Annotated in this window: 18 protein-coding genes and 1 pseudogene; 13 read left to right on the plus strand and 6 right to left on the minus strand. The window is 48.6% G+C overall.

Translation table 11 applies throughout. The features are described 5' to 3' along the window. The first annotated feature begins 22 nt into the window (after positions 1 to 22). From CLOSYM_RS04015 to CLOSYM_RS23965, 3 genes and pseudogenes are all read left to right on the plus strand, one after another. Positions 23 to 733, plus strand: a complete 711-nt coding sequence (locus tag CLOSYM_RS04015; RefSeq protein ID WP_044902125.1) for a Bax inhibitor-1/YccA family protein — start codon at positions 23 to 25, stop codon at positions 731 to 733. 225 nt (positions 734 to 958) lie between these two features. Then, on the plus strand, positions 959 to 1,825 hold the full coding sequence (locus tag CLOSYM_RS04020; RefSeq protein WP_003510734.1) for an AraC family ligand binding domain-containing protein: 867 nt from the start codon (positions 959 to 961) through the stop codon (positions 1,823 to 1,825). Further along, positions 1,815 to 2,711 (plus strand): annotated as a pseudogene (locus CLOSYM_RS23965) (DMT family transporter). The gene CLOSYM_RS04020 and the pseudogene CLOSYM_RS23965 overlap by 11 nt, the downstream one beginning before the upstream one ends. A gap of 47 nt (positions 2,712 to 2,758) precedes the next feature. Here the strand turns inward: CLOSYM_RS23965 and CLOSYM_RS04030 are convergent. Further along, positions 2,759 to 3,643 (minus strand): LysR family transcriptional regulator, encoded by an 885-nt coding sequence (locus CLOSYM_RS04030; RefSeq protein WP_003510730.1) that lies wholly within the window; start codon positions 3,641 to 3,643, stop codon positions 2,759 to 2,761. Positions 3,644 to 3,896: 253 nt separating this feature from the next. On the opposite strand from CLOSYM_RS04030, the gene CLOSYM_RS04035 reads away from it, so the two are divergent. The 3 genes from CLOSYM_RS04035 (at position 3,897) to CLOSYM_RS04045 (ending at position 7,598) form a co-directional block, all read left to right on the plus strand. After that, entirely contained in the window at positions 3,897 to 4,937 is a 1,041-nt protein-coding gene (locus CLOSYM_RS04035) for a YeiH family protein (RefSeq protein ID WP_003510728.1), read from the plus strand. A gap of 109 nt (positions 4,938 to 5,046) precedes the next feature. Next, complete coding sequence (locus CLOSYM_RS04040; protein WP_044902118.1) at positions 5,047 to 5,454, plus strand: MerR family transcriptional regulator; 408 nt, start codon at positions 5,047 to 5,049, stop codon at positions 5,452 to 5,454. A 299-nt stretch (positions 5,455 to 5,753) separates the two neighbouring features. Then, positions 5,754 to 7,598: an N-acetylmuramoyl-L-alanine amidase family protein gene (locus CLOSYM_RS04045; protein WP_242828643.1), complete on the plus strand. Its 1,845-nt coding sequence runs from the start codon at positions 5,754 to 5,756 to the stop codon at positions 7,596 to 7,598. Between the two features lie 51 nt (positions 7,599 to 7,649). Here CLOSYM_RS04045 and CLOSYM_RS04050 read toward each other — a convergent pair whose 3' ends face one another. The 4 genes from CLOSYM_RS04050 to CLOSYM_RS21930 all read right to left on the minus strand — a co-directional run bounded on the left by CLOSYM_RS04050 (position 7,650) and on the right by CLOSYM_RS21930 (position 9,477). Further along, entirely contained in the window at positions 7,650 to 8,153 is a 504-nt protein-coding gene (locus tag CLOSYM_RS04050; RefSeq protein ID WP_003510722.1) for a MarR family winged helix-turn-helix transcriptional regulator, read from the minus strand. Positions 8,154 to 8,429: 276 nt separating this feature from the next. Continuing rightward, the gene (locus CLOSYM_RS04055) at positions 8,430 to 9,038 is read right to left on the minus strand and encodes a manganese catalase family protein (RefSeq protein ID WP_003510720.1); all 609 of its coding nucleotides are present in this window, start codon (positions 9,036 to 9,038) and stop codon (positions 8,430 to 8,432) included. Beyond that, on the minus strand, positions 9,038 to 9,304 hold the full coding sequence (locus CLOSYM_RS04060; protein ID WP_003510717.1) for a spore coat protein CotJB: 267 nt from the start codon (positions 9,302 to 9,304) through the stop codon (positions 9,038 to 9,040). Before CLOSYM_RS04060 ends, CLOSYM_RS04055 begins: the two co-directional genes overlap by 1 nt. After that, positions 9,301 to 9,477 carry a spore coat associated protein CotJA gene (locus CLOSYM_RS21930; protein WP_009296303.1) on the minus strand — a complete coding sequence of 59 codons (177 nt, stop codon included), beginning with the start codon at positions 9,475 to 9,477 and terminating at the stop codon, positions 9,301 to 9,303. The genes CLOSYM_RS04060 and CLOSYM_RS21930 overlap by 4 nt, the downstream gene beginning before the upstream one ends. 377 nt (positions 9,478 to 9,854) lie before the next feature. Between CLOSYM_RS21930 and CLOSYM_RS04065 the strand changes: the two genes are divergently transcribed. Genes CLOSYM_RS04065 through CLOSYM_RS04085 form a run of 5 tightly spaced genes read left to right on the plus strand, consistent with a single transcriptional unit; the run spans position 9,855 to position 15,286 of the window. Continuing rightward, positions 9,855 to 11,306 carry an acyl-CoA carboxylase subunit beta gene (locus CLOSYM_RS04065; RefSeq protein WP_024738102.1) on the plus strand — a complete coding sequence of 484 codons (1,452 nt, stop codon included), beginning with the start codon at positions 9,855 to 9,857 and terminating at the stop codon, positions 11,304 to 11,306. Between the two features lie 21 nt (positions 11,307 to 11,327). Further along, complete coding sequence (locus tag CLOSYM_RS04070; protein ID WP_003510712.1) at positions 11,328 to 12,206, plus strand: OadG family transporter subunit; 879 nt, start codon at positions 11,328 to 11,330, stop codon at positions 12,204 to 12,206. A 21-nt stretch (positions 12,207 to 12,227) separates the two neighbouring features. Further along, positions 12,228 to 12,650, plus strand: coding sequence for a biotin/lipoyl-containing protein (locus CLOSYM_RS04075; RefSeq protein ID WP_003510705.1), 423 nt, complete (start codon positions 12,228 to 12,230; stop codon positions 12,648 to 12,650). A 47-nt stretch (positions 12,651 to 12,697) separates the two neighbouring features. Next, on the plus strand, positions 12,698 to 13,849 hold the full coding sequence (locus CLOSYM_RS04080) for a sodium ion-translocating decarboxylase subunit beta (RefSeq protein WP_003510703.1): 1,152 nt from the start codon (positions 12,698 to 12,700) through the stop codon (positions 13,847 to 13,849). Positions 13,850 to 13,873: 24 nt separating this feature from the next. Beyond that, positions 13,874 to 15,286 (plus strand): oxaloacetate decarboxylase subunit alpha, encoded by a 1,413-nt coding sequence (locus tag CLOSYM_RS04085; protein WP_003510701.1) that lies wholly within the window; start codon positions 13,874 to 13,876, stop codon positions 15,284 to 15,286. Between the two features lie 553 nt (positions 15,287 to 15,839). Here CLOSYM_RS04085 and CLOSYM_RS04090 read toward each other — a convergent pair. Next, positions 15,840 to 16,196 (minus strand): YmaF family protein, encoded by a 357-nt coding sequence (locus CLOSYM_RS04090; protein WP_021641070.1) that lies wholly within the window; start codon positions 16,194 to 16,196, stop codon positions 15,840 to 15,842. Positions 16,197 to 16,524: 328 nt separating this feature from the next. On the opposite strand from CLOSYM_RS04090, the gene CLOSYM_RS04095 reads away from it, so the two are divergent. Together CLOSYM_RS04095 and CLOSYM_RS04100 are read left to right on the plus strand one after the other, a co-directional pair. After that, the gene (locus CLOSYM_RS04095) at positions 16,525 to 19,122 is read left to right on the plus strand and encodes an SH3 domain-containing protein (protein WP_004462259.1); all 2,598 of its coding nucleotides are present in this window, start codon (positions 16,525 to 16,527) and stop codon (positions 19,120 to 19,122) included. Positions 19,123 to 19,134: 12 nt separating this feature from the next. Further along, positions 19,135 to 21,543 carry a cadherin-like beta sandwich domain-containing protein gene (locus tag CLOSYM_RS04100; RefSeq protein WP_021641071.1) on the plus strand — a complete coding sequence of 803 codons (2,409 nt, stop codon included), beginning with the start codon at positions 19,135 to 19,137 and terminating at the stop codon, positions 21,541 to 21,543. Positions 21,544 to 21,698: the final 155 nt, after the last annotated feature.

Genomic DNA, 21,698 nt, shown 5'->3' on the forward strand with positions numbered 1-21,698 from the left:
TGGAAGAGAGAGGATGATAATAATGGATTATGGACAGATGAATCAGGTTTACCAGGCCGAAGGATACGGCCAGGAGACATTGGGAAGATATGTGGCAAAAACTTATCTGTGGATGTTTGCAGGCCTTATGCTTACGTTTGCAATCGCTGTAACGGGGTATCTGACCGGGGCCATTCTGTTTGTTTTTGCGATACCTTATGGACTGATAGTAATATCGGGACTGGAACTGCTCACCGTATTCTGGATGTCTGCCAGAGTCAATAAGATGTCCGTCGGTGCGGCCAGGGGAATGTTCCTGTTCTATGCGGCGTTAAACGGCATTGTTTTTTCGGCATACTTCCTGGTATTCGGAGTCGTTCAGCTGCTTCTCGTATTTGTGGCAACGTCACTTTTCTTCGGAATTATGGCAGGGGTCAGCCTTATTTTTAAAATTGACATCAGCGGCATCAGGCCAATTTTGGTAGGAGGGCTGATTTTCCTGATTATTTTTGGGATTTTATCCATGTTTCTGAATCTCGGAGCCATGGAAACCGCAATGTGTTATGTGGGAATTGCCGTTTTCCTTGGATTTACCGCCTATGACACAGGAAAGATTAGACAGAATTATGTACATTTTGCAGGAAATCAGGAGGTTTTAGAGAAAGCATCTATTTTCTCGGCCCTGTCCCTGTATCTTGACTTTATCAATCTGTTCCTTTACATTTTACGGTTATTAAACAGAAGCAGAAATTAATCGGGCTGGCTTAACAGCCGATCCGGCCGGTGTGCTCCGGGGTGACAGAAGGAAAAGAATCCGACTGTTATCCCGCGGCGTACCGGCTTTTTTAATTCAATTATGTGTCATATCTTACAAGAATTTTTTTCCTTTCAGTGATAGAATAGCGTAACAGTTCATTCTGTCTGAACGGTTACGAAATAGCGGTACTGCAAGGAAGGTGATACATGAGGAGGGAGAACCATGATTCAGGAGCAGGAGCAGCGTCATATTTACTATGATCAAGACTTGAAAATAGAAGCATATAATTTAAGCGGAATAGTCCAGAAATTTCCGAACCATTTCCATGAATATTACGTGGTTGGGTTTGTGGAGGGAGGAAAGCGCCGCCTCTGGTGCAGGGGTAAGGAATATGATCTGAATGCAGGCGATCTGCTGCTTTTTAATCCGAGGGATAATCATTACTGTGCGCCGGTAGACGGAGAGCTTCTGGATTACAGAGGAATCAACATCGGCCCTGAGGCAATGAGTAAGGCAGTGCGGGAGATTACAGGCAAAGAATTTGTGCCGCATTTTACACAGAATGTCGTCTTTCAGAGTGAAATCACTCAGTCGGTGGCCGGTGTATATGATGCAATTTTAGCCCATGCGCCGTCCATGAAGAAGGAGGAGGCTTTCTTCTTCATGCTGGAACAGGTGCTGCAGGAGTATGTCCAGCCCTTTGATGAGGTAAAAAGAACGGAACCGGGGGAACAGATTCGTACTCTCTGTGCCTACATGGAGGAGCATTTTGATGAGAATATTACATTGGATAACCTGCTGTCCATGACAAGCTTTGGTAAATCGTATCTGCTCCGCTCCTTTACGAAACAGGTCGGAGTCTCGCCTTACCGCTACCTGCAGACGGTCCGCCTCAACCGGGCGAAGAAATTCCTGGAACAGGGGATTTTGCCGATTGACGCAGCCAGCATGGCAGGCTTTTCGGATCAGAGCCACTTTACTAATTTTTTTAAGGAGTTTATCGGCCTGACGCCGAAACAGTATCAGAGGATTTTTACTGATACAGGAACTCAGCTTTCTGCAGCAGGGGAGGATTATAATGAAGAATAAGACATTAACAGGGCATCTCGCCGCATTCATCACCATATTAATCTGGGGAACCACCTTCATTTCCACGAAGGTACTTCTGCGGTCCTTTTCACCGATTGAAATTTTATTCATCCGTTTTGTTATCGGTTATCTGGCCCTGTGGTGTGCCTGTCCGAAGAGCTTTAAACCGGCGGACAGAAAGCAGGAGGGCTATTTTGTGCTGGCCGGCCTGCTCGGCGTAACGCTCTATTACCTTTTTGAGAATATCGCGCTCACTTATACACTGGCCTCTAATGTTGGGGTAATTATATCCATAGCCCCCTTTTTTACCGTTATCTTCACCTGTGTTTTTCTTCGGGAAGGACGTCCCGGGGCAAGGTTTTTCTGCGGTTTTCTGATTGCCATGGCCGGAATCTTTTTAATCAGCTTTGACAGCGGCCAGACGCTCAAGCTGAATCCCATGGGCGATATACTTGCCGTCATTGCGGCGGTGCTGTGGGCCTCATATTCGACGCTGATGAAAAAGATTACCGGGTTCGGCTATAACACGGTTCAGGTGACCAGGAGGATTTTTTTCTAGGGAATCATTCTGATGGTACCGGCTCTGTTCTGGATGGGTTTCGATGTGAAGCTTGATCAGTTTTTGGAACCGGTTATGCTAATGAACCTGATCTTTTTAGGACTGGGGGCATCCGCGCTTTGCTTTGCCACGTGGAATTATGCCGTGAAAATACTGGGCTCGGTCAAAACGATTATCTATATCTATATGGTGCCTGTCATTACGGCCGTCACCTCGGCGCTGATTCTGCACGAGAAGATGACGAAGGCGATGATATGCGGAATCTTTTTAACATTATTAGGCCTGTTTTTATCAGAGGACAGGAGAAAGAAAGAGAGGAAAAATTAAAATGGATACGGAAAGAAACCTCCCTCTGCTCCGTTAGAGGCGTATTCTTACTGATACCGGCGCAGTTCTTCATAAACCTTCAAATAAATATCTGAAAAAACACTTCCCCTGTTCCAGATAAACGTAAAATCATGATCCAGTTCAAAATCTTTCAGAGGCATCCTGCGCAGGGTCCCGTTTTGGATTCCCTGCAGGGCGGCCGCCTCATAGAGAAAAGAGATGCCGAGATTTTTTTCGAGAAGCTCCAGAATGACATGCATGCTGCCAATCTCCGTGATATGGGTGAAATCGGAGAGGCGGATATTTTTCATGTCCAGATGTTTCTCAAGGATATCCCGGGTCCCGGAACCAGGCTCCCGCAGCAGCAGATGTTCATTGAACAGATCCCGGATCCGGCAGGGTTCATTCGGGAGGCTGTGGCGCGTAGAGCAGACCGGAATGAACGGCTCGGTGCGGTAAATGTGGGAGTCAAATTCGGACGTATCATAATTGCCTTCCACCAGAGCAAAATGGATATCGCCTGTGCGGAGACGTTTTAATAAATCATCCGTATTGGAGATGATCAGACTGAGGCTGTCGCCGGGATGGCGGCTCAGATAAGAGGCCAGCGGTTCAGAGATTACCGCCTCCCCGATCGTCATAGTGGTGCCGAAGCGGAGGGCAAGGCCCGAGGGCGAGAGCCTGGAAATCTGTTCTTTCATAAACTGCTCATCGCTTTTTATCGCCGACGCAGTCCTCAGCAGAATTTTACCGGCCGGGGAGAGAAGAAGCTTCTTTCCGTCGTGCTGGAACAGCTTTATGTGGTACAGCTTTTCCAGATAGTGTATATGCTGCGTAACTGCCGGCTGGGTAATATGAAGCGCCTCGGCGGCCTTGGTATAATTCATATATTCGCATACGGTTAAAAAGGTACTAACCCTGAAATCCAGCATAATCAATTTCCTCCTGTGTCCTGTGCTGTTCAGTATGTATAAGCTGTTCACTGTCTGTGAATAGCTTATATAAATGTATTGATATATCATAACACATTTTTATTGAAGTATAAATATATATAATTTTACATTATCGATGGGGCGAGTTACCATATATTTCATGAATTAGGAAGTACCTCCGGCGGCAGGACAGCGAGCCGGGATACATATAAACCTATTTTCAATGAAAAGATGAAAAACAGGAGGAAATGAAATGGAATTCGCAAAAAAAAATGGAAAGGGATTGCTTCTTTGTCTGGGCGTGGCAATTCCGGCATGGTTCGCAGGAAAGATATTTCCGGTTGCGGGAGGAGCCGTGATTGCTATTATGGCGGGAATGATAATTACCATGTTTATAAAGGATAAATCGCCTTTTATGGGCGGCATCCATTTTTCTTCTAAAAAAATATTGCAGTGGGCCGTAATTCTATTGGGCTTTGGTCTGAATCTCCACGTAATACTCAAAACAGGAAGAGAGTCACTTCCGATTATCGTGTCCACAATCACGATTTCACTGGTGATTGCCTATGTTTTACATAAGACAATGCATATTCCTTCCAATATCTCAACCCTGATTGGAGTCGGTTCCTCCATCTGCGGAGGCTCGGCTATCGCCGCCACGGCTCCGGTAATTGAGGCGGATGATGAGGAGGTTGCCCAGGCCATATCCGTTATTTTCTTTTTCAACGTTCTGGCAGCCATCTTTTTCCCTATGTTTGGTAATTTTCTCGGGTTTGATACGACTACGGGAAATGCTTTTGGAATCTTTGCCGGGACGGCAGTCAATGATACTTCCTCGGTGACGGCGACGGCGGCCACTTGGGACAGCATGTGGAACCTGGGGTCTGCAACACTTGATAAGGCTGTGACGGTAAAGCTGACCAGGACACTGGCCATTATTCCGATTACACTCTTCCTTGCTTTTCTTAGAACGGAAAAAGAGGAAAAGGAAGATAAGGCCGAAGGGAAAAAAGTAAGCCTGAAACAAATATTCCCGTTCTTTATTCTCTATTTTATTGCCGCATCCATTATCACCACGGTGGCAGTCCAGGCAGGCGTGCCGGTTGAGTTTTTTAATCCGATAAAAGAGCTGAGCAAGTTCTTTATTGTTCTTGCGATGGCTGCGATTGGACTGAATACCAATATTGTCGATCTGATAAGAACGGGGGGAAAACCGATTATTATGGGCTTTAGCTGCTGGGTCGGAATCACGGGAGTCAGCCTGCTGCTGCAGAGAGTGATGGGAATCTGGTAGTAAAGCTTTGCAAATCCTTTTAATTGATATACAATGAAGGCATAGAGCCTGTGTGCCGGAGCGAGGAACGGACAGGGCGGACGAAAACGCGAGAGGAGATACCGATACCATGACAATTGCGGAAGTAAGTAAAAATTATGAGATATCAGCGGATACGCTGCGCTATTATGAGCGCATCGGTCTGCTCCCTCCTGTGCCCCGTACGAAAAGCGGAATCAGGGATTATGATGAGGATTCCCTGAAATGGATTCAGCTGATGAAGTGCATGAGGAAGGCCGGGGTACAGATAGAGGCGCTTGTCGAATATGTAGTCTTGTTTGAACAGGGGACGGAGACGGTAAATGCCCGTAAGAATATCCTGGTTGAGCAGAGAGCCCAGCTTTTGGAAAGAATGAAGGATCTCCAGGAGTCGCTGGATCTGCTGGACAGCAAGATCGAGCATTATGAACAGGTGCTTGTCCCGGCTCAGGAAAGTCTGAGAAGGCCGGAAGATGTGGAGACAAAGAAAGGCGCCTGAACGGGTCCGGCTGAAGACTGCCTGTAAATGTCTGGATATTTTGTAAGAAAAGTGTCAGAAAAATTCACAAATAATATATTGACTTCACCCTGACGGTGTTTGGTATAATGTACAATGAACTATATTATACCAAACACCGGTTTTTTATTTTACAGGACGTATGTCCTGTGAATTAAAAAATGCTCCGCGAGGATCGCGCAGCGGAGGCAGGGACTTATGCTGCCGCAGCGGCCCGACTGCCGGGAAAGAAGAAAAACTGTAAAAAGTTAATTTACTTCGGAAAGGAATGTACTGGATTTATGAAATATGGAAAACGTTTGACTGCCTGTACTCTGGCAGGGCTGCTGGGGATATCTGTATTTTCACAGCCGCTCACCGTATATGCGAAAGAATGGAGCAGGGTGGGCAATGTATATCAGATGGTGGACGGAACCCCTATTCACGGTGTTCTGGCAAGGGGAATCGATCTTTCTTACTGGAACCAGAATGTGGATTGGAACCAGGTGGCGGCTGACGATGTGAAGTTTGCCATGCTGGCAACAAGATTCAGAGGGGCTGAGGATCCCTTCTTCAGTATCAATGCCCGTGGGGCAAGCAGCGTCGGAATCGACATTGGCGCCTATATTTATTCCTATGCGACATCCGTTGAGATGGCCGAACAGGAGGCGGATTTTATTCTCAATGTGATTAAGGACTATCCGATTTCCTATCCGGTTGTGTTTGACGCGGAGGATGCCAACACACTCGGCACTTTGTCACCTTCCGAGGTCAGTGCGGTGATTAATGCCTTCTGCCGCAAGATTGAGGCGGCGGGATACCACCCGATGGTTTATGCCAATGAGCATTGGATCAAGAATAAAATCGATATGTCGGCGCTGAATTATGACATGTGGGTGGCAAGATACGGCGTCATGTATACATATGACAGTCCGGCCATGTGGCAGGCCACCAACACAGGCTCCATTAACGGAATTAACGGCAACGTGGACATAAATTTCCTGTATAAAGACTTCTCCAGTGTTATTCCGGCAAATACATGGAGAACGATCGGAGGCAGCACATATTATTATCAGAATTATACAATGCAGAAATCGACCTGGATCAATGATGGCCAGGGTCAGTATTATATGAGCGCCGACGGCACACCGGCCAAAGGCTGGATGACATTCCCGGAGGGACGCTATTATCTGGATGCCTCCACCGGAAAGATGGCGACAGACTGGCAGCAGCTTGACGGAGCCTGGTATTTCTTCGACCCGTCGGGCACAATGGCTACAGGCTGGAGGGATGTGAACGGAGCCAGATATTATATGGACGGAGAGGGAAGAATGCAGACCGGCTGGCAGGATATCGACGGAGCACGCTATTACCTGGATGGTTCAGGCCGGATGACCACCGGCTGGCAGAATCCGGACGGAGCCAGTTATTATCTGGGCACGGATGGAAAGATGCAGACCGGCTGGGCACAGGTAAACGGAGCCTGGTATTATCTGAACAATGAAGGAAAGATGCAGACAGGCTGGCAGGAGATAGAAGGAAGACGCTACTTCCTTGACGCCTCGGGCGTTATGAAGACCAGCTGGCAGGATATTGACGGAGCCTGGTATTATTTCAGTGCGTCAGGAGCTATGAAGACCGGCTGGCAGAATCTGGACGGAGTCTGGTATTATCTGAACGGCGAAGGAAAGATGCAGACCGGCTGGCAGAATGTAGAAGGCAGGCATTATTACATGGATTCTGCAGGCGTTATGCAGACCGGCTGGCAGAATATTAACGGAAGCTGGTATTATCTGGACAGCAGCGGCGCCATGCAGACCGGCTGGCAGGATATAGGCGGAGCCAGGTATTATTTAAACGACAGCGGAGTTATGCTGACAGACTGGCAGGATATAGGCGGGGCCAGGTATTACTTTAACAGCAGCGGTGCGATGGTATCCGGCTGGCAGGATATAGGCGGAGCCAGATATTACTTTGACACGGCAAACGGCGCCCTGGCGGTAAATACGGTCCTGGAACTTGACGGAGTTAAGTATCAGGCCGGAGCAGACGGCGTTTGCACACCGATAACGGCAGAGACGGCAGACGCAGCGCAGCAGACAGAGCAGGCTCAGCAGACGCCGTCACAGCAGGGGCCCGGACATTGATTTATTACATCTGATTGCAAATAGCGGCAAAAAGCCGGAAAGCAGCTGATATCAGGGCTGCTTTCCGGCTTTCCGGTTGGCGGATGTTTCACGGCTTTCCTCAACGTCCAGAACAAAAGTTTCATTCAGCTTTTTCTGGATTTCCACAAAGATGCGCAGCTGTTCGTCGCTGAAAGCTTCCAGATTCTTATAGGTGCGTTTGTAACAGCGCTGTTCGAACTGATTATGGCCTTCATAGATAGCCCATCCCTCCGGAGTGAGAGTCAGGTTGTATTCCCGGTTGTTATCGGCATTTCTCGTCTGTTCAATCCATCCCTTCTGGCGGAGCTTGCGCAGAATCTGGGAACAGGCGCTGGGAGTTTTCCTGAGTATTGCGGACAGTTCAACGGCTGTTATGCCCGGTCGCTCACCTACAAGATGAATGATCTTAGATTCTGCCTGATAGAGAACGGCGGTTCCGTAATCGTGGATCATCGAGTCGTATTCATGCATCAGGCGGTATGACTCATCCAGCTCATCGATCATTTCGTGGTAAATTGTGTATCGTGCATCCATTCCTTTGTCCTCACCTTATCAATCTTCTTTCTGCAAGTATAATATGAATTGCAGTAGTTTGTCAAACTCGCTGTGGATATTTTTTCCATCTGTTTAAATGCCCGTTACTGTTCATACAGTAACAAATGCCCAGGATTGGAATGGACCATCGTTATATAATAGAAGAAAGTGCTATGTAGCCGGAGAAGTACTCACCGCAGCAGACAGGATTTGCCTGCCGTTTTGCCAGGGTGGGTATTCCTCCGGTTTTCATACTGTCTTTTCTGTTACCAATCTTTATTGTATAAACTTCTTGTCAAATTCCGGGTTAAAATAATAGTAGTTCTTGGAATCCATCGTATCCTTTAAGTTCTCCAGCGCTTCACCGAACCGCTGGAAGTGGACCAGCTCCCTGGCACGCAGAAACTGAAGCGGAGCGCGCACATCGGGATCTGTAATAATGCGCAGAAGATTGTCATAGGTGGTTCTGGCTTTTTGCTCGGCCGCAAGATCCTCCGTCAGATCAGTGATGGCGTCACCCTTACTCTGAAATTCGCATGCATTAAACGGAATACCTGCCGCTGCCGTGGGCCAGAGGGCGCTGGTATGGTCCACATAATAGGCATCAAAACCGGCTGTTCTGGCATCATCGATGGTCATATTCTTTGTAAGCTGGTAAATCATGGCGCAAATCATTTCCATGTGGGCCAGCTCCTCCGTACCGATATCCGTCAGCAGACCGGCCACTTTTTTACAGGGCATGGAATAACGCTGGGATAAATACCGCATGGAAGCAGCCAATTCTCCGTCCGGGCCGCCGAACTGGCTTATAATTAATGAAGCTGTCTTGGGACAGCAGGTTTTGATATTAACCGGAAACTGAAGCCGTTTTTCATAGTTCCACATTAAAGGGCACCTCCTTCCCATGGTGCGGGTCCGTCCAGCCATGTGAAATGGTCGGAAAGTCCGCCGTTTTTACTAATACAGTCTACGGTGAGCGGTTCAAAATTTGCTGCGAAATCTTTTAAAAGCTGTTCGCGCTTCGGCGCCATCTGATTAAAATAGGAGATGGCGTCCGCACAATCCGGATGGGTATCCAGATAAAGAGTTACATCATTCAGTGCGAAGCTTACCTCGTCAATTTCTTTTAAAAGTGTGGTTCTGTCCGTCATTTCTGTTCACCTCCTACATAAAAAGGAAAGTCCAGATTTTCAAAAATCGTACCTCGTTTCAGCGCAAGAGAGAGTTCTCGGGGCTGCATCCAGGGCTGCTTTGGAACGGAAGCGATTGCAAGAATTTGCTTACAGGTACATTCTTTTGCCAAATTGTCGTTAGCCGGGCTCATAATTAATCCTCCTTTCATTCATGCTTTTTCATCTTATCCCTATTTCATGATTCCCATTGATGCATTTCAATGAAATTCATTAATAGTATTGGACAATCTGCGCAATAATAAATTACAAAAAAATTGTTAAAACAGGGAGAAACAAACCGGACTGCGCTCTGCGGCCGCTGTTTTTAAAGAAATACTTAAAATTCGGTGAAAAAAAGTTGTTATAAAATAAAAAACGTGTATAAAAACTCTCTGAAAGAACTTGCAATTTGACAAAACCCATTATACAATGGCACTAGGCAAAAGTTGGACTTACTAAAAAGTGAACTTTTTTGGGGTCACGGTAGGTAGTATCCGTTGTCGAAATAATTCAAATGGAGGACAGCAAAATGAGTAATTCTGCACAAACATTGTCAGGTAAGAGAATTGAATCCCTGCTTGATGATAACAGTTTTGTTGAAGTAGGTTCTTACGTTACAGCAAGGAACACGGATTTCAACATGACGGCACAGGAGACTGCGGCTGATGGTGTAATTACCGGATACGGTACCATCGAAGGCAATCTTGTGTATGTGTACAGCCAGGATGCGTCTGTTATGGGCGGATCGATCGGCGAAATGCACGCTAAAAAAATTTCCGGCATTTATAAAATGGCGATGAAGATGGGAGCTCCGGTTATCGGACTCTTAGATTGTTCCGGTCTTCGTCTTCAGGAGGCGACAGACGCGCTTGACGGTTTTGGCCAGATGTATCTGGAGCAGACACTGGCATCCGGCGTGATCCCGCAGATTTGTGCGGTATTTGGAAATTGCGGCGGCGGTATGGCGGTATCTTCTGCTATCGCAGATTTTGTATTTATGGCAGAGGACGGCAAGTTATTTGTGAATTCTCCCAATGCCCTGGCTGGAAATGACGTGAGCAAGTGCGATACGGCATCTGCAAAGTTCCAGAGTGAGGAGGCAGGCCTCGTTGATATGGTTGGCAGTGAAGATGAGATTCTTGGACAGATCAGGACTCTTGTATCAATTCTTCCGGCTAATAACGAGGATGACATGTCTTATGACGAATGCGAAGACGATTTAAACAGGGTTTGTGCAGATCTGGCCGGCTGGACCGGAGATACTGCCAAAGCGCTGGCAGAGATTTCTGACAATTATTTCTTCATGGAAGTAAAGAAAGAATATGATCCTTCTATGGTAACCGGATTTATCCGCCTGAACGGAACAACGGTTGGCTGTGTGGCAAACCGTACCGAAATTTATAATGAAGAAAACGAAAAAACAGAAGAGTTTGATGCGGCTTTATCAGCAAGAGGCTGTGAAAAAGCGGCGGAATTTGTTAATTTCTGCAATGCATTTAATATTCCGTTACTGACTCTCGTTAACGTAAAAGGATACAAACAGTGCACATGTACTGAGAAGAAAATCGCCAAAGCGGCAGGCCGTCTGACCTATGCTTTCGCCAATGCAGATGTGGCAAAAGTTACGGTAGTGATCGGAGAAGCGTTCGGAAGTGCATACGTTACGATGAACAGCAAATCCATCGGTGCGGATATTGTATACGCATGGCCTCAGGCAAAGATCGGTATGATGGATGCACAGAGCGCGGTCAAGATTATGTACTCAGAGGAGATTGAAAAATCAGAGAATGCAGCGGCTCTTATCAGTGAGAAAGCGGCTGAATATGAAAAACTTCAAAGCTCTGCCCAGGCAGCGGCAAGAAGAGGATATGTGGATGATATTATCGAAGCAGGCGAGACAAGAAAACGCGTAATCGCCGCATTTGAGATGTTATTCACAAAGAGAGAGGATCGTCCGTCTAAAAAGCATGGAACGGTCTGATTATGATGAGGTGACGCATATATGAAACAGAATATTAAAAAAGTATTGCTTGTGTTATGTATGGCAGTCTGCTTCTTTGCCCTTACCGCCTGCTCCGGCAGCAAGAAGGAATCAGAGCCGGTTCCGGAGACAATTGTCTCTACGATGAAGACGGGAGCCGAGAATTATCTGAAGGAGTTTGACAGCTATGACGATGAAACGCTGGCAACGACATTAAAGAGGGTACAGAAACAGAAGAACACTGTCATGGAAAGTGCCATTACTTCCTGGCAGAGCTCTAAAGCAGATTTAGGAAGACTGGTATCCGTTCTTTCTGAGGATGTTGAGCGTGTGGATGAGGAAACTTATAAAATAACGGTAAGGGCAAGCTATGAGCAGAGAGAACTCGATTTTGTCCTTACGGCGGAAGAGGTAGTGAGCGATAATTACGGCGGCACTTCCCTTGCGGCAACCGAGATGGTCTTCACTCCAATCTTTACTACAGGCGAGAAGCTCGAAAGAGCGGCAATGAATACACTGATGGGTATGGGAACCGTATTCCTGGTACTCATTTTCATCAGCTTCATTATAGCCAGCCTGAAGAATGTAAATACGCTGGAAGCGAATTTCAAGGCAAAACAGGAAGCTAAGAAGGCGGCGGCAGTTCCCGCACCGGCAGCTCCGGCGGCAGTTCCTGCACCGGCACCTGCACCTGCGGCACCGGCACCAGCGCCCGCACCGGCGGCTTCAGCAGTTCCGGTTCCGGAGCCTGTTGTTTATGAAGAGGAGAATCTGGCGGATGATATGGAGCTTGTTGCAGTAATTACGGCAGCTATTTCTGCAGCAGCGGCAGTTCCGGCAGAAGGACTGGTAGTTCGTTCAATCAGACGCAAGTCTGGCTCAAAATGGAAAAATGCTTAATTGAATCAGGAGGAAAATCAGATGAAAAACTATACAATTACAGTTAATGGTAATGTTTATGAAGTAACAGTGGAAGAGGGCTTCACAGGGGCTGCTAAGGCAGCACCGGCACCGGCTCCAAAGGCAGCGCCGGCCCCCAGAGCGGCGGCACCGGCTCCGGCTCCGGCAGCACCGGCACCAGCGCCCGCACCAGCACCAGCAGCACCGGCCCCTGCAGCACCAGCGGCAGGCTCCGTAGCCGTAACAGCCCCAATGCCGGGCAAGATTCTTGGAGTTAAATTACAGGCAGGAACTGCTGTTAAGCGCGGCCAGGTTATCCTGATTCTTGAAGCAATGAAGATGGAGAACGAAATCGTAGCACCTCAGGACGGAACAATTGCCAGCATTAATGTAGCGGTAGGCGATATGGTAGAACCAGGCGCAACACTCGCAACATTAAACTAAAAACTGGTAAATACGGGACATAAAAGATTCCGTTTGGAGGGATTAATATGGAATACATTACAACAACATTGTCTAATCTTCTTCAACAGACGGCATTCCTGAACCTGACTGTCGGAAATATGGTAATGATTTTCGTAGCCCTCATTTTCCTTTATCTGGCTATCCAGAAGGGATTTGAGCCGCTCTTACTGCTTCCGATTGCGTTTGGTATGCTGCTCGTTAATATCTATCCTGATATTATGAGAACAGTTGAAGATTCGTCGAGTGGTGTCGGCGGACTTTTACACTACTTTTATTTATTGGATGAATGGAGTATCCTGCCGTCCCTTATCTTCATGGGCGTAGGTGCGATGACGGATTTCGGCCCGCTTATCGCAAACCCGAAGAGCTTCCTTTTAGGAGCTGCTGCTCAGTTCGGTATCTACGGCGCATACTTCATGGCTATCTTCCTGGGATTCAACGACAAGGCAGCGGCAGCGATCTCCATCATCGGCGGTGCCGACGGCCCTACCTCCATTTTCCTTGCAGGAAAGCTGGGACAGACAGGACTGATGGGACCGATCGCGGTTGCTGCATATTCCTACATGGCGCTGGTACCGATTATTCAGCCGCCTATCATGAAGCTTCTGACCACAGAAGAAGAGAGAAAAATCAAGATGGAACAGCTTCGTCCTGTATCAAGGCTGGAGAAAATTCTTTTCCCAATCATTGTTACAATCGTTGTCTGCCTGATTCTTCCTACAACAGCTCCGCTGGTTGGTATGCTGATGCTTGGCAACCTGTTCCGTGAGTCCGGTGTGGTAAAACAGCTTACAGAGACAGCCTCGAATGCTCTTATGTACATCGTAGTAATCCTGCTTGGAACATCAGTAGGCGCTACCACAAGCGCAGAGGCATTCCTGAATATGGATACAATTAAAATCGTTGTCCTCGGTCTGGTTGCATTTGCACTCGGTACGGCAGCCGGCGTTATCTTCGGCAAGATTATGTGTAAGGTAACTCATGGAAAAGTAAACCCACTGATTGGTTCTGCCGGTGTATCCGCAGTTCCGATGGCAGCCCGTGTATCCCAGAAGGTGGGAGCGGAAGCAGATCCGACCAACTTCCTTCTGATGCATGCGATGGGACCAAACGTTGCCGGCGTTATCGGTACTGCAGTTGCAGCCGGTACATTCATGGCAATCTTTGGAGTGAAATAATAGAAAAATTCAGGAGGTTACAAAATGGCTAACATAGAAAAAAAGCCGGTTAAGATTGTGGAGACTGTCCTTCGTGACGCCCACCAATCCTTAATCGCAACCAGAATGACAACCGATCAGATGCTCCCGATCGTCGACAAGATGGATCAGGTGGGATATCATGCCGTGGAATGCTGGGGCGGCGCGACGTTCGACGCTTCTCTGCGTTTCCTGAAGGAAGATCCGTGGGACAGACTGAGAAAGTTAAGGGCAGGCTTCAAGCATACAAAACTCCAGATGCTGTTCCGTGGACAGAATATTCTTGGATACAATCACTATGCCGATGATGTAGTGGAATACTTTGTTCAGAAATCCATTGCCAACGGTATTGATATCATCCGAATCTTTGACTGTTTAAATGATATTCGAAACCTTCAGACGGCTGTAAAAGCTGCCAACAAGGAAAATGGTCATGCACAGGTGGCGCTGAGCTATACTTTGGGCGATGCTTATACTCTGGACTACTGGAAAGAGATTGCAAAAGAAATAGAAGATATGGGTGCAAATTCCTTATGTATCAAGGATATGGCCGGACTTCTGACACCGTATGCGGCAGAAGAGCTGGTAACGGCTCTGAAAGAATCCGTAAAGCTTCCAATCGATCTTCATACGCATTACACCTCCGGTGTTGCTTCAATGACCTATTTAAAGGCGGTAGAGGCAGGCTGCGATATGATTGATACGGCTATGTCACCGTTTGCTCTCGGAACCAGCCAGCCGGCAACAGAGGTCATGGTTGAGACATTCAGCGGCACACGCTATGACACAGGGCTTAATAAAGACGCTCTGGCGGAAATCGCTGAATATTTCAGACCGCTTCGCGAAGAAGCTCTGGCAAGCGGCCTGATGAATACAAAGGTTCTGGGCGTGGATATTAATACGCTCCGTTACCAGGTTCCGGGCGGAATGCTTTCCAATCTTGTATCACAGTTAAAAGAAGCTCATGCGGAAGATAAATACTACGATGTGCTTCAGGAGATTCCGAGGGTCCGCAAGGACTTCGGCGAGCCGCCGCTTGTAACTCCGTCCTCCCAGATTGTGGGAACACAGGCCGTATTAAACGTTCTGATGGGACAGCGCTACAAGATGTTTACCAAAGAATCCAAAAAGCTCCTGATGGGAGAATTCGGCCAGACTGTAAAACCGTTCAATGCCGAAGTACAGAAGAAAGCAATTGGAAATGCAAAACCGATTACCTGCCGTCCGGCCGATTTAATCGAGCCGCAGCTTCAGAAGCTGGAAGCAGAGATGTCCCAGTGGAAGAAGCAGGATGAGGATGTTCTGACTTATGCGCTGTTCCCGCAGGTTGCCAAGGAATTCTTTGAATACCGTGAGGCTCAGACAACAGGAATCGACCCGCATAAGGCCGACAAGCTGAACAGGGCATATCCTGTATAACGCTGTAACAGTTCAGACAGCATGAACCGTTGCATAATCCCGGATAGATTTCAAGAAAGAATCCCGCTCGCGAGATTCTTTCTTGTGTAATGAGGGGAATTAATAATTTTAGTCAACATCCTGCTCTTGTCTGCATATAATACTATAGATAATGGGACTGTTTTGCAAAAATGTAAAAGCAGGTCCGGAGACGGAGGAGGATATGACAGTCAGAGTGCTTAAATGGTGCAGGAAGGATACGGTAAAGCAGGCCGTGTTAATCCTTCTGATGCTCGTTACAATTATGCTGGGTAGAATTTGCTGAGAAAATCCGGCTGGGAAGAGGACGATGCAGGCAGACACAGTTATATGATTGAAAACGGCGGATATTCTGCGAGTGAATAAATCGTACATGCTGCCCGGCCGTCAAAGATATGTGGACCAAAGTACATTTACATAATTGGTACAGGAAACACAGGTACATGACAAAAAGAGTTAAGAAACAAACGGCGTTAAGCTTGCCAGAAATGCAAACTTAACGCCGTTTATCTTTTTGTACAGAATTATTTTAAAATCAGCATTCGCTAATCGGATCGTTGATTAATGAAGCCAGTCTGAATTCATGTGCATGTCCGTCTGCATATGAGGTATATGCTTTTGCAAAATGCACATGTCTGCCGTCTCCAACCGGGATAGTGGGAGAGGAAGTACCGCAAAATTCATGATAATGTCCGTCATAGGAATCAGTACGGAACGTGATATTGTGAACATGGCTGTCCATAAATGGAATTGCCTTGCCTGAAACAGCGGCAATACGGTGATTGTGAGGATCATTGCAGCGTTCGGCAATAAAAGTGCTGCCGATCACTTCGTGTACGTGTTGGATCGGCCGGTTATTATGCCCGGCTGATTCTGCGTTAAAATTACCCATGGATAAATACTCCTTTTAGAATGTTATTAATAACAGTATATGGGTAAAGCCGGAATGGGTGACAAGCCATGGAAGAATATCGGCGTCCTGGTTCCCTGATTAGGCTCCCGGCGGGAATTTGTTAAGAAATTCTTACAATTAATGTAAAATACTGGATATTCTGTGAACTTTTGTTCATGAGGTTGACATATAATGGTATTTTTCATTATAATGTACATAATGCCGTATCAGGCAGTTGCTTAATAAATAGTTTTGCATTGAAGAATGTCTGTAAATTTTTGAAAATATAGAGGAAAATACCTGTTTTGGTATATGGGGAGAGACACGAATGAAAAATAAAGGATATAAAAGAGCTGCCGCCCTGCTGCTGGGCTGCATTCTGGCGGTAAGCCCATGCCTGACGGAGCGTGCCGGATTGTTCGATATGGTCAGTATGGCCAGTGAGCGGACTGCTTCTGTCAATGCGACAAACCTGAATGTGCGAAGCGGCCCGGGGACTTCTTATCAGGCTGTGGCCAAGCTGTCGCAAGGGGCTCCGGTTACCGTTATCGGAGAGCAGACGGGAACAGACGGAAAGTTATGGTATCAGATCCGGTTCAGCGGAAGCGGCGGTGCCGAGACAACCGGCTTTGTATCCAGTGATTACATAAAATTTCCTACTGCAATCACTTCAGACGGTGATTTTGAAAAATATATGAACAGCCAGGGATTTCCGGAGAGTTACAAGCCGGGGCTGCGCGAACTGCATGCGCAATATCCGCAGTGGACATTTACGGCGCTTCAAACAAACCTTGACTGGAATACGGTAATTGAAAATGAGAGTGTAATCGGAAGAAACCTGGTTGGCCGGGAAAATATCTCCTCCTGGAAATCCACGGCAACAGGCGCTTATGACTGGGACACGGGGACATGGCCAGGATTTGACGGAAGCTCCTGGGTACAGGCATCGGAGGATATCATTCGATATTATATGGACCCGAGAAACTTTTTAAATGATAAATACATTTTCCAGTTTATGAAGCAGTCCTATGACAGCTCGATTCATACGAGAGAAGGGCTGGAAAGCATGGTTGCCGGAACATTCCTTTCGGGCAATGCGGGCGGAGGACAGGGAGGTGCTCCTTCCGGCGGTTCCTCCCCTGGCGGTTCCTCCGGTTCCGGCAGTGCAGGGCCGGGCTCCGGTCCCGGAGCTGAAGCCGGTTCCGGTCCGGGAGCGTCTGCCGGTACAGGTGACGGCGGCCAGGGAATTACGCCGATATCGCCAATTGCATCTATCAGTGATCATGAGGTAAATCGTGTGATGACGGCATATGGGCCCGGGATGGGCGGTTCCTCCGGCTTTTCGGACCCAGGCAGTTCCGGCAGCGGCTCCGGAGGCGCTGCGCCGGCATCGGGAAGCAGTTCCTATGTCGATATCATTATGAATGCCGCGGTTCAGTCCGGCGTTAACCCATATATCCTTGCATCCATGATTATTCAGGAGCAGGGCAGCCAGGGAACCGGCCGGAGCATATCGGGTACTGTGCCGGGTTACCAGGGATATTACAACTTTTTTAATATAGAAGCTTACCAGTCCGGTTCAATGGGAGCGGTGGAAAGAGGACTTTGGTGGGCATCACAGTCCGGCAGCTATGAGCGTCCATGGAACAGTGTGGAAAAGTCCATACTCGGAGGCTCCATTTATTATGGGAATAATTATGTAAAACGAGGGCAGGATACATTGTATCTGAAGAAATTTAATGTTCAGGGTGACAACCTTTACAAGCATCAGTACATGACCAATGTACTGGCTGCCGCTGCGGAAGGTCTCACACTGGCTAAGATCAGTGCGCTTAAAACAACGGCTCTTGAGTTTTCTATTCCTGTATATAAGAACATGCCTGCCACGGCCTGTGCAAAGCCGACGGTGGACGGCAGCCCCAACAATAAGCTTTCGGGTTTGGGTGTCGAAGGTTTTGCTCTTACCCCAACATTCAACAGAGATACGGAATCCTATGATCTGATTGTGGATCATTCGGTCGGCAGCGTCACGGTTGCGGCCTCGGTGATTGATTCAAAATCGTCGGTCAGCGGGACCGGCAATATCAATCTGCAGAGCGGAAACAATGACATTACCGTAGCTGTTAAGGCGGAGAACGGCAGTGTCAGAAATTATGTAATACATGTTGTGCGTCAGGACAACGGCCCTACCTATTCGGATTCGATCGGAAGCGGAGTAAATCCGGGATCAGGAGGCGGATCGGGGGCCGGTCCGGGAGGAGGACCTGGAAGCGGACCTGGAGGAGGCTCTTCCAGCCCATCCGGTAATTCAGGAAATCCCGGCGGCTCCAATGTGCAGATACTGCCGCCTGACGGCTCCGGTTCCGGCGGAATCGAGTCGGGAAGTACAACCGGTCCTATGGCTCCGGGCGGTAATTTATCCGGTTTTGGAACATCATCCGACTCATCCGGCCTGGTTGGCCCCGGAGGGAGTACGGGAACTCCCGGCGTATCGCCGGGTGGCTCCGGGAGCAGCGGTGTAAATCCGGGTGCTGCCGGGAATGGAAATCAGGTTGTAAATGCAGGCGTGACAGCAGCACAGCTTGCGGCATCCCTGACATCATCGGGCGCGGGCAGTATTGTGAAAGTCTACACTTCATCAGGCGGTGAAGTGGCGGGCAGTGTCGGTACGGGGAACATTGTCCAGGCCTATGGTCCGGATGGTTCTCCCGTTGCAAAGTATGATGTAATTGTAAAGGGAGATAACACCGGTGACGGAAAAGTGAATATTCTGGATGTGCTGAAAGCCCAGAGACATGTCCTGGGGCTGGAAAACCTCACGGGAGTATATGAAAAAGCCGCCGATGTCAATGGCAACGGCAAAGTGGACATCATGGATATTCTTGCGATGCAGAAGGATATCCTGGGAATTCAGAAACTGAATTAAGCGGGAGAGATTATGAACAGAAGAGTAAGAAATATAGTAACCAGCCTGATAGCTGCGTTTGCCCTTTCTCTGGCTATGCCGTTTGGGGGCTTAGTGTCTTATGCGGCCAGTGCTAAGATATCGTTTTCGGATCCAAGCACGACGGTTGGACAGGAATTTAATGTGACGGTAAAAGTTACGGCAACTGACGGAAACCTCGGGGCTTCCGATTTGGTGCTGTCCTATGATCAGGCATATATCGAGTTTGTCAGCGGAAACAATGCAAATGGGGGGGCCGGTTCGGTGCGCCTTGTCGGAACGATGGATTCCAGCACAACTACTGAGTTTTCCTATACGTTGAAATTTAAAGCGGTACAGGCGGGTAACACGACAATCTCCGTGGCCAGCCATGAAATCTATGACTCTGATACCCAGGCCGTAAATGTTTCAAAGGTAGGTTCGTCAGCAGTCAAGGTAAAAGCTCCTGCGACTTATTCAAGCGAGGCGGCGCTGGCCTCGCTTAAAGTATCACCGGGACAGCTGTCCCCGGCTTTTTCGCCGAATGTATTATCTTACACGGTGAATGTGGGCGCTGACGTTGACAAGATTGCAGTCAGCGGAGAACCGAAGGACGGCAAAGCCAAGACACTGGTGACCGGCGGCTCAGGTCTTAAGACCGGGGCGAATACCGTGGTATGCAAGGTTACGGCAGAAGACGGCCAGACGGTTAAATCTTATACGATAACAGTCAACAAGTCGGAATCCTCAGAAGTGCCGGCCGGTGATGCTAATGAGGCGGCTGTCACGGGCGGGGCGGTTGTCGGTGAGCTGAAAGCGGATATTGACGGAGTGGAATACAGTGTTGCCACATCCTTTGATCCTGCGGGCCTGCCGGAGGGATATACACAGTCTACAGTCACATATAACGGAACTGAGATTATGTCGGGGGCCGGAAATGGCCTTAACCTGATTTATTTACAGGGAAGTGATGGAAAAGGTTCCTTCTATATTTACATGCCGGAGACAGGAGCATTATCGCCCTATGTTACAATAGACAGCGTGGCGAGATCGATTCTGGTTCTGCCGATTGATGACTCAATCGAAGTTCCTGCCGGTTTTGCCCAGACTGCAATCCAGTTGAATGGCGATTCTAAAGTCAAAGGATGGGTGTGGAAGACGGATGAAGAGCAAAAATACTGCGTTGTATATGGTATGAATGAGAACGGTGAAAAAGGTCTTTACCGTTACGATATAGCTGAAAAGACATTCCAGCGGTATTTTGAGGATCCGGCACTTGAAAGTCCTTACGATGAAGAGAAGGTAACGAAGCTGTATGAGGATTATAATGCGCTTTGCAAGGATTACGATCTGCGGTTTATTGTAATTGTAGTACTGATTGTAGTCTGCCTGATTCTATTCTTTATGGTCATTAATCTCCTGATGCGCAGAAGAGAGTATTCGGGCAGACCGGAGCGGGAAGAGGCTCCGACACCTGTGAAACGCCGGGCCATGCAGGAGGAAGAAAGCAAAAGGCGGCAGTCTGCGCAGTCCCGGACAGGGAAAGCGTCCAATGAAGGTTCAGGACCAAGAAAGCGGCCTGCCGGAGACGATTATCCCCGGTCACAGGAACGCAGAATGAGCAGCGAAACGGTGAGAAACGACAGATACGGCCAGGCGTCCGGTTATCAGGATGCCGCAGTCCGCAGGATGGCCGGAACGGCGGAGCAGGGATATCCGCCGCAGAGACGCCCGGAACAGAGAGGAACGGAACAGGGCCGTCCGGTCCAGCGGAGGCCGGAACAAAGATATGGTGAGCAGGGCCGTCCGGAACAAAGGCACCAGGAAAGATACCAGGATGAGAGAACCCCGGCGGGAAGATATACACAGACGGCACACCAGGAGCAGAGGTATCAGGACAGAAGGACATCAGACCAGAGCCGCATGTCCCAGGGCTATCCTGAGAGAAGAAGCGCCGAGCCGGGCCGAACCGCGCAGGGTTATCCCGAGAGAAGGAATGCCGAGCCGGGCCGAGCCGCGCAGGGTTATCCTGAGAGAAGGAGCGCCGAGCCGGGCCGGGCCGTGCAGGGCTATCCTGAGAGAAGGAATGCAGAACCGGGCCGAGCCGTGCAGGGCTATCCTGAGAGAAGGAGCGCCGAGCCGGGCCGAGCCGGACAGGGCTATCCTGAGAGGAGAAGTGCCGACCAGGGCCGTTCGGTTCAGCGCTATCCGGAGAAACCTGTGAGAAGCCAGGATGCAGGTATGGAAGAGGCTATCAGGCTGAGAGAGCTGGAACGGGCGGAGAGGGCCAGAAAAACAAGAGAACGCCTGGAACGGGAGCGCCTTGAAGACGAGAGACGGGCCCGTGCCGCAAAAGCGGGAGATACAGGAAGAAGGTCCTCCAGGCCGGACAATGATGATTTTGAGTTTCTTGATTTGAATTAAGACAAAAGAGGAGAACCGGACATGCGGTGGGGCGGAAAAAGCCGAACCGTTTATGTCCGGTTTGCCTCTGTTTAGTAATAGTTTGTTTGAGGACGGAGGATGCGTCCGAAACGGACCGGGGCCGGTGTGGTGAGGGGGCTGGCTGAGTCTTTCGT

The organism is [Clostridium] symbiosum ATCC 14940, from assembly GCF_000466485.1.
Classification (GTDB): domain Bacteria; phylum Bacillota; class Clostridia; order Lachnospirales; family Lachnospiraceae; genus Otoolea; species Otoolea symbiosa.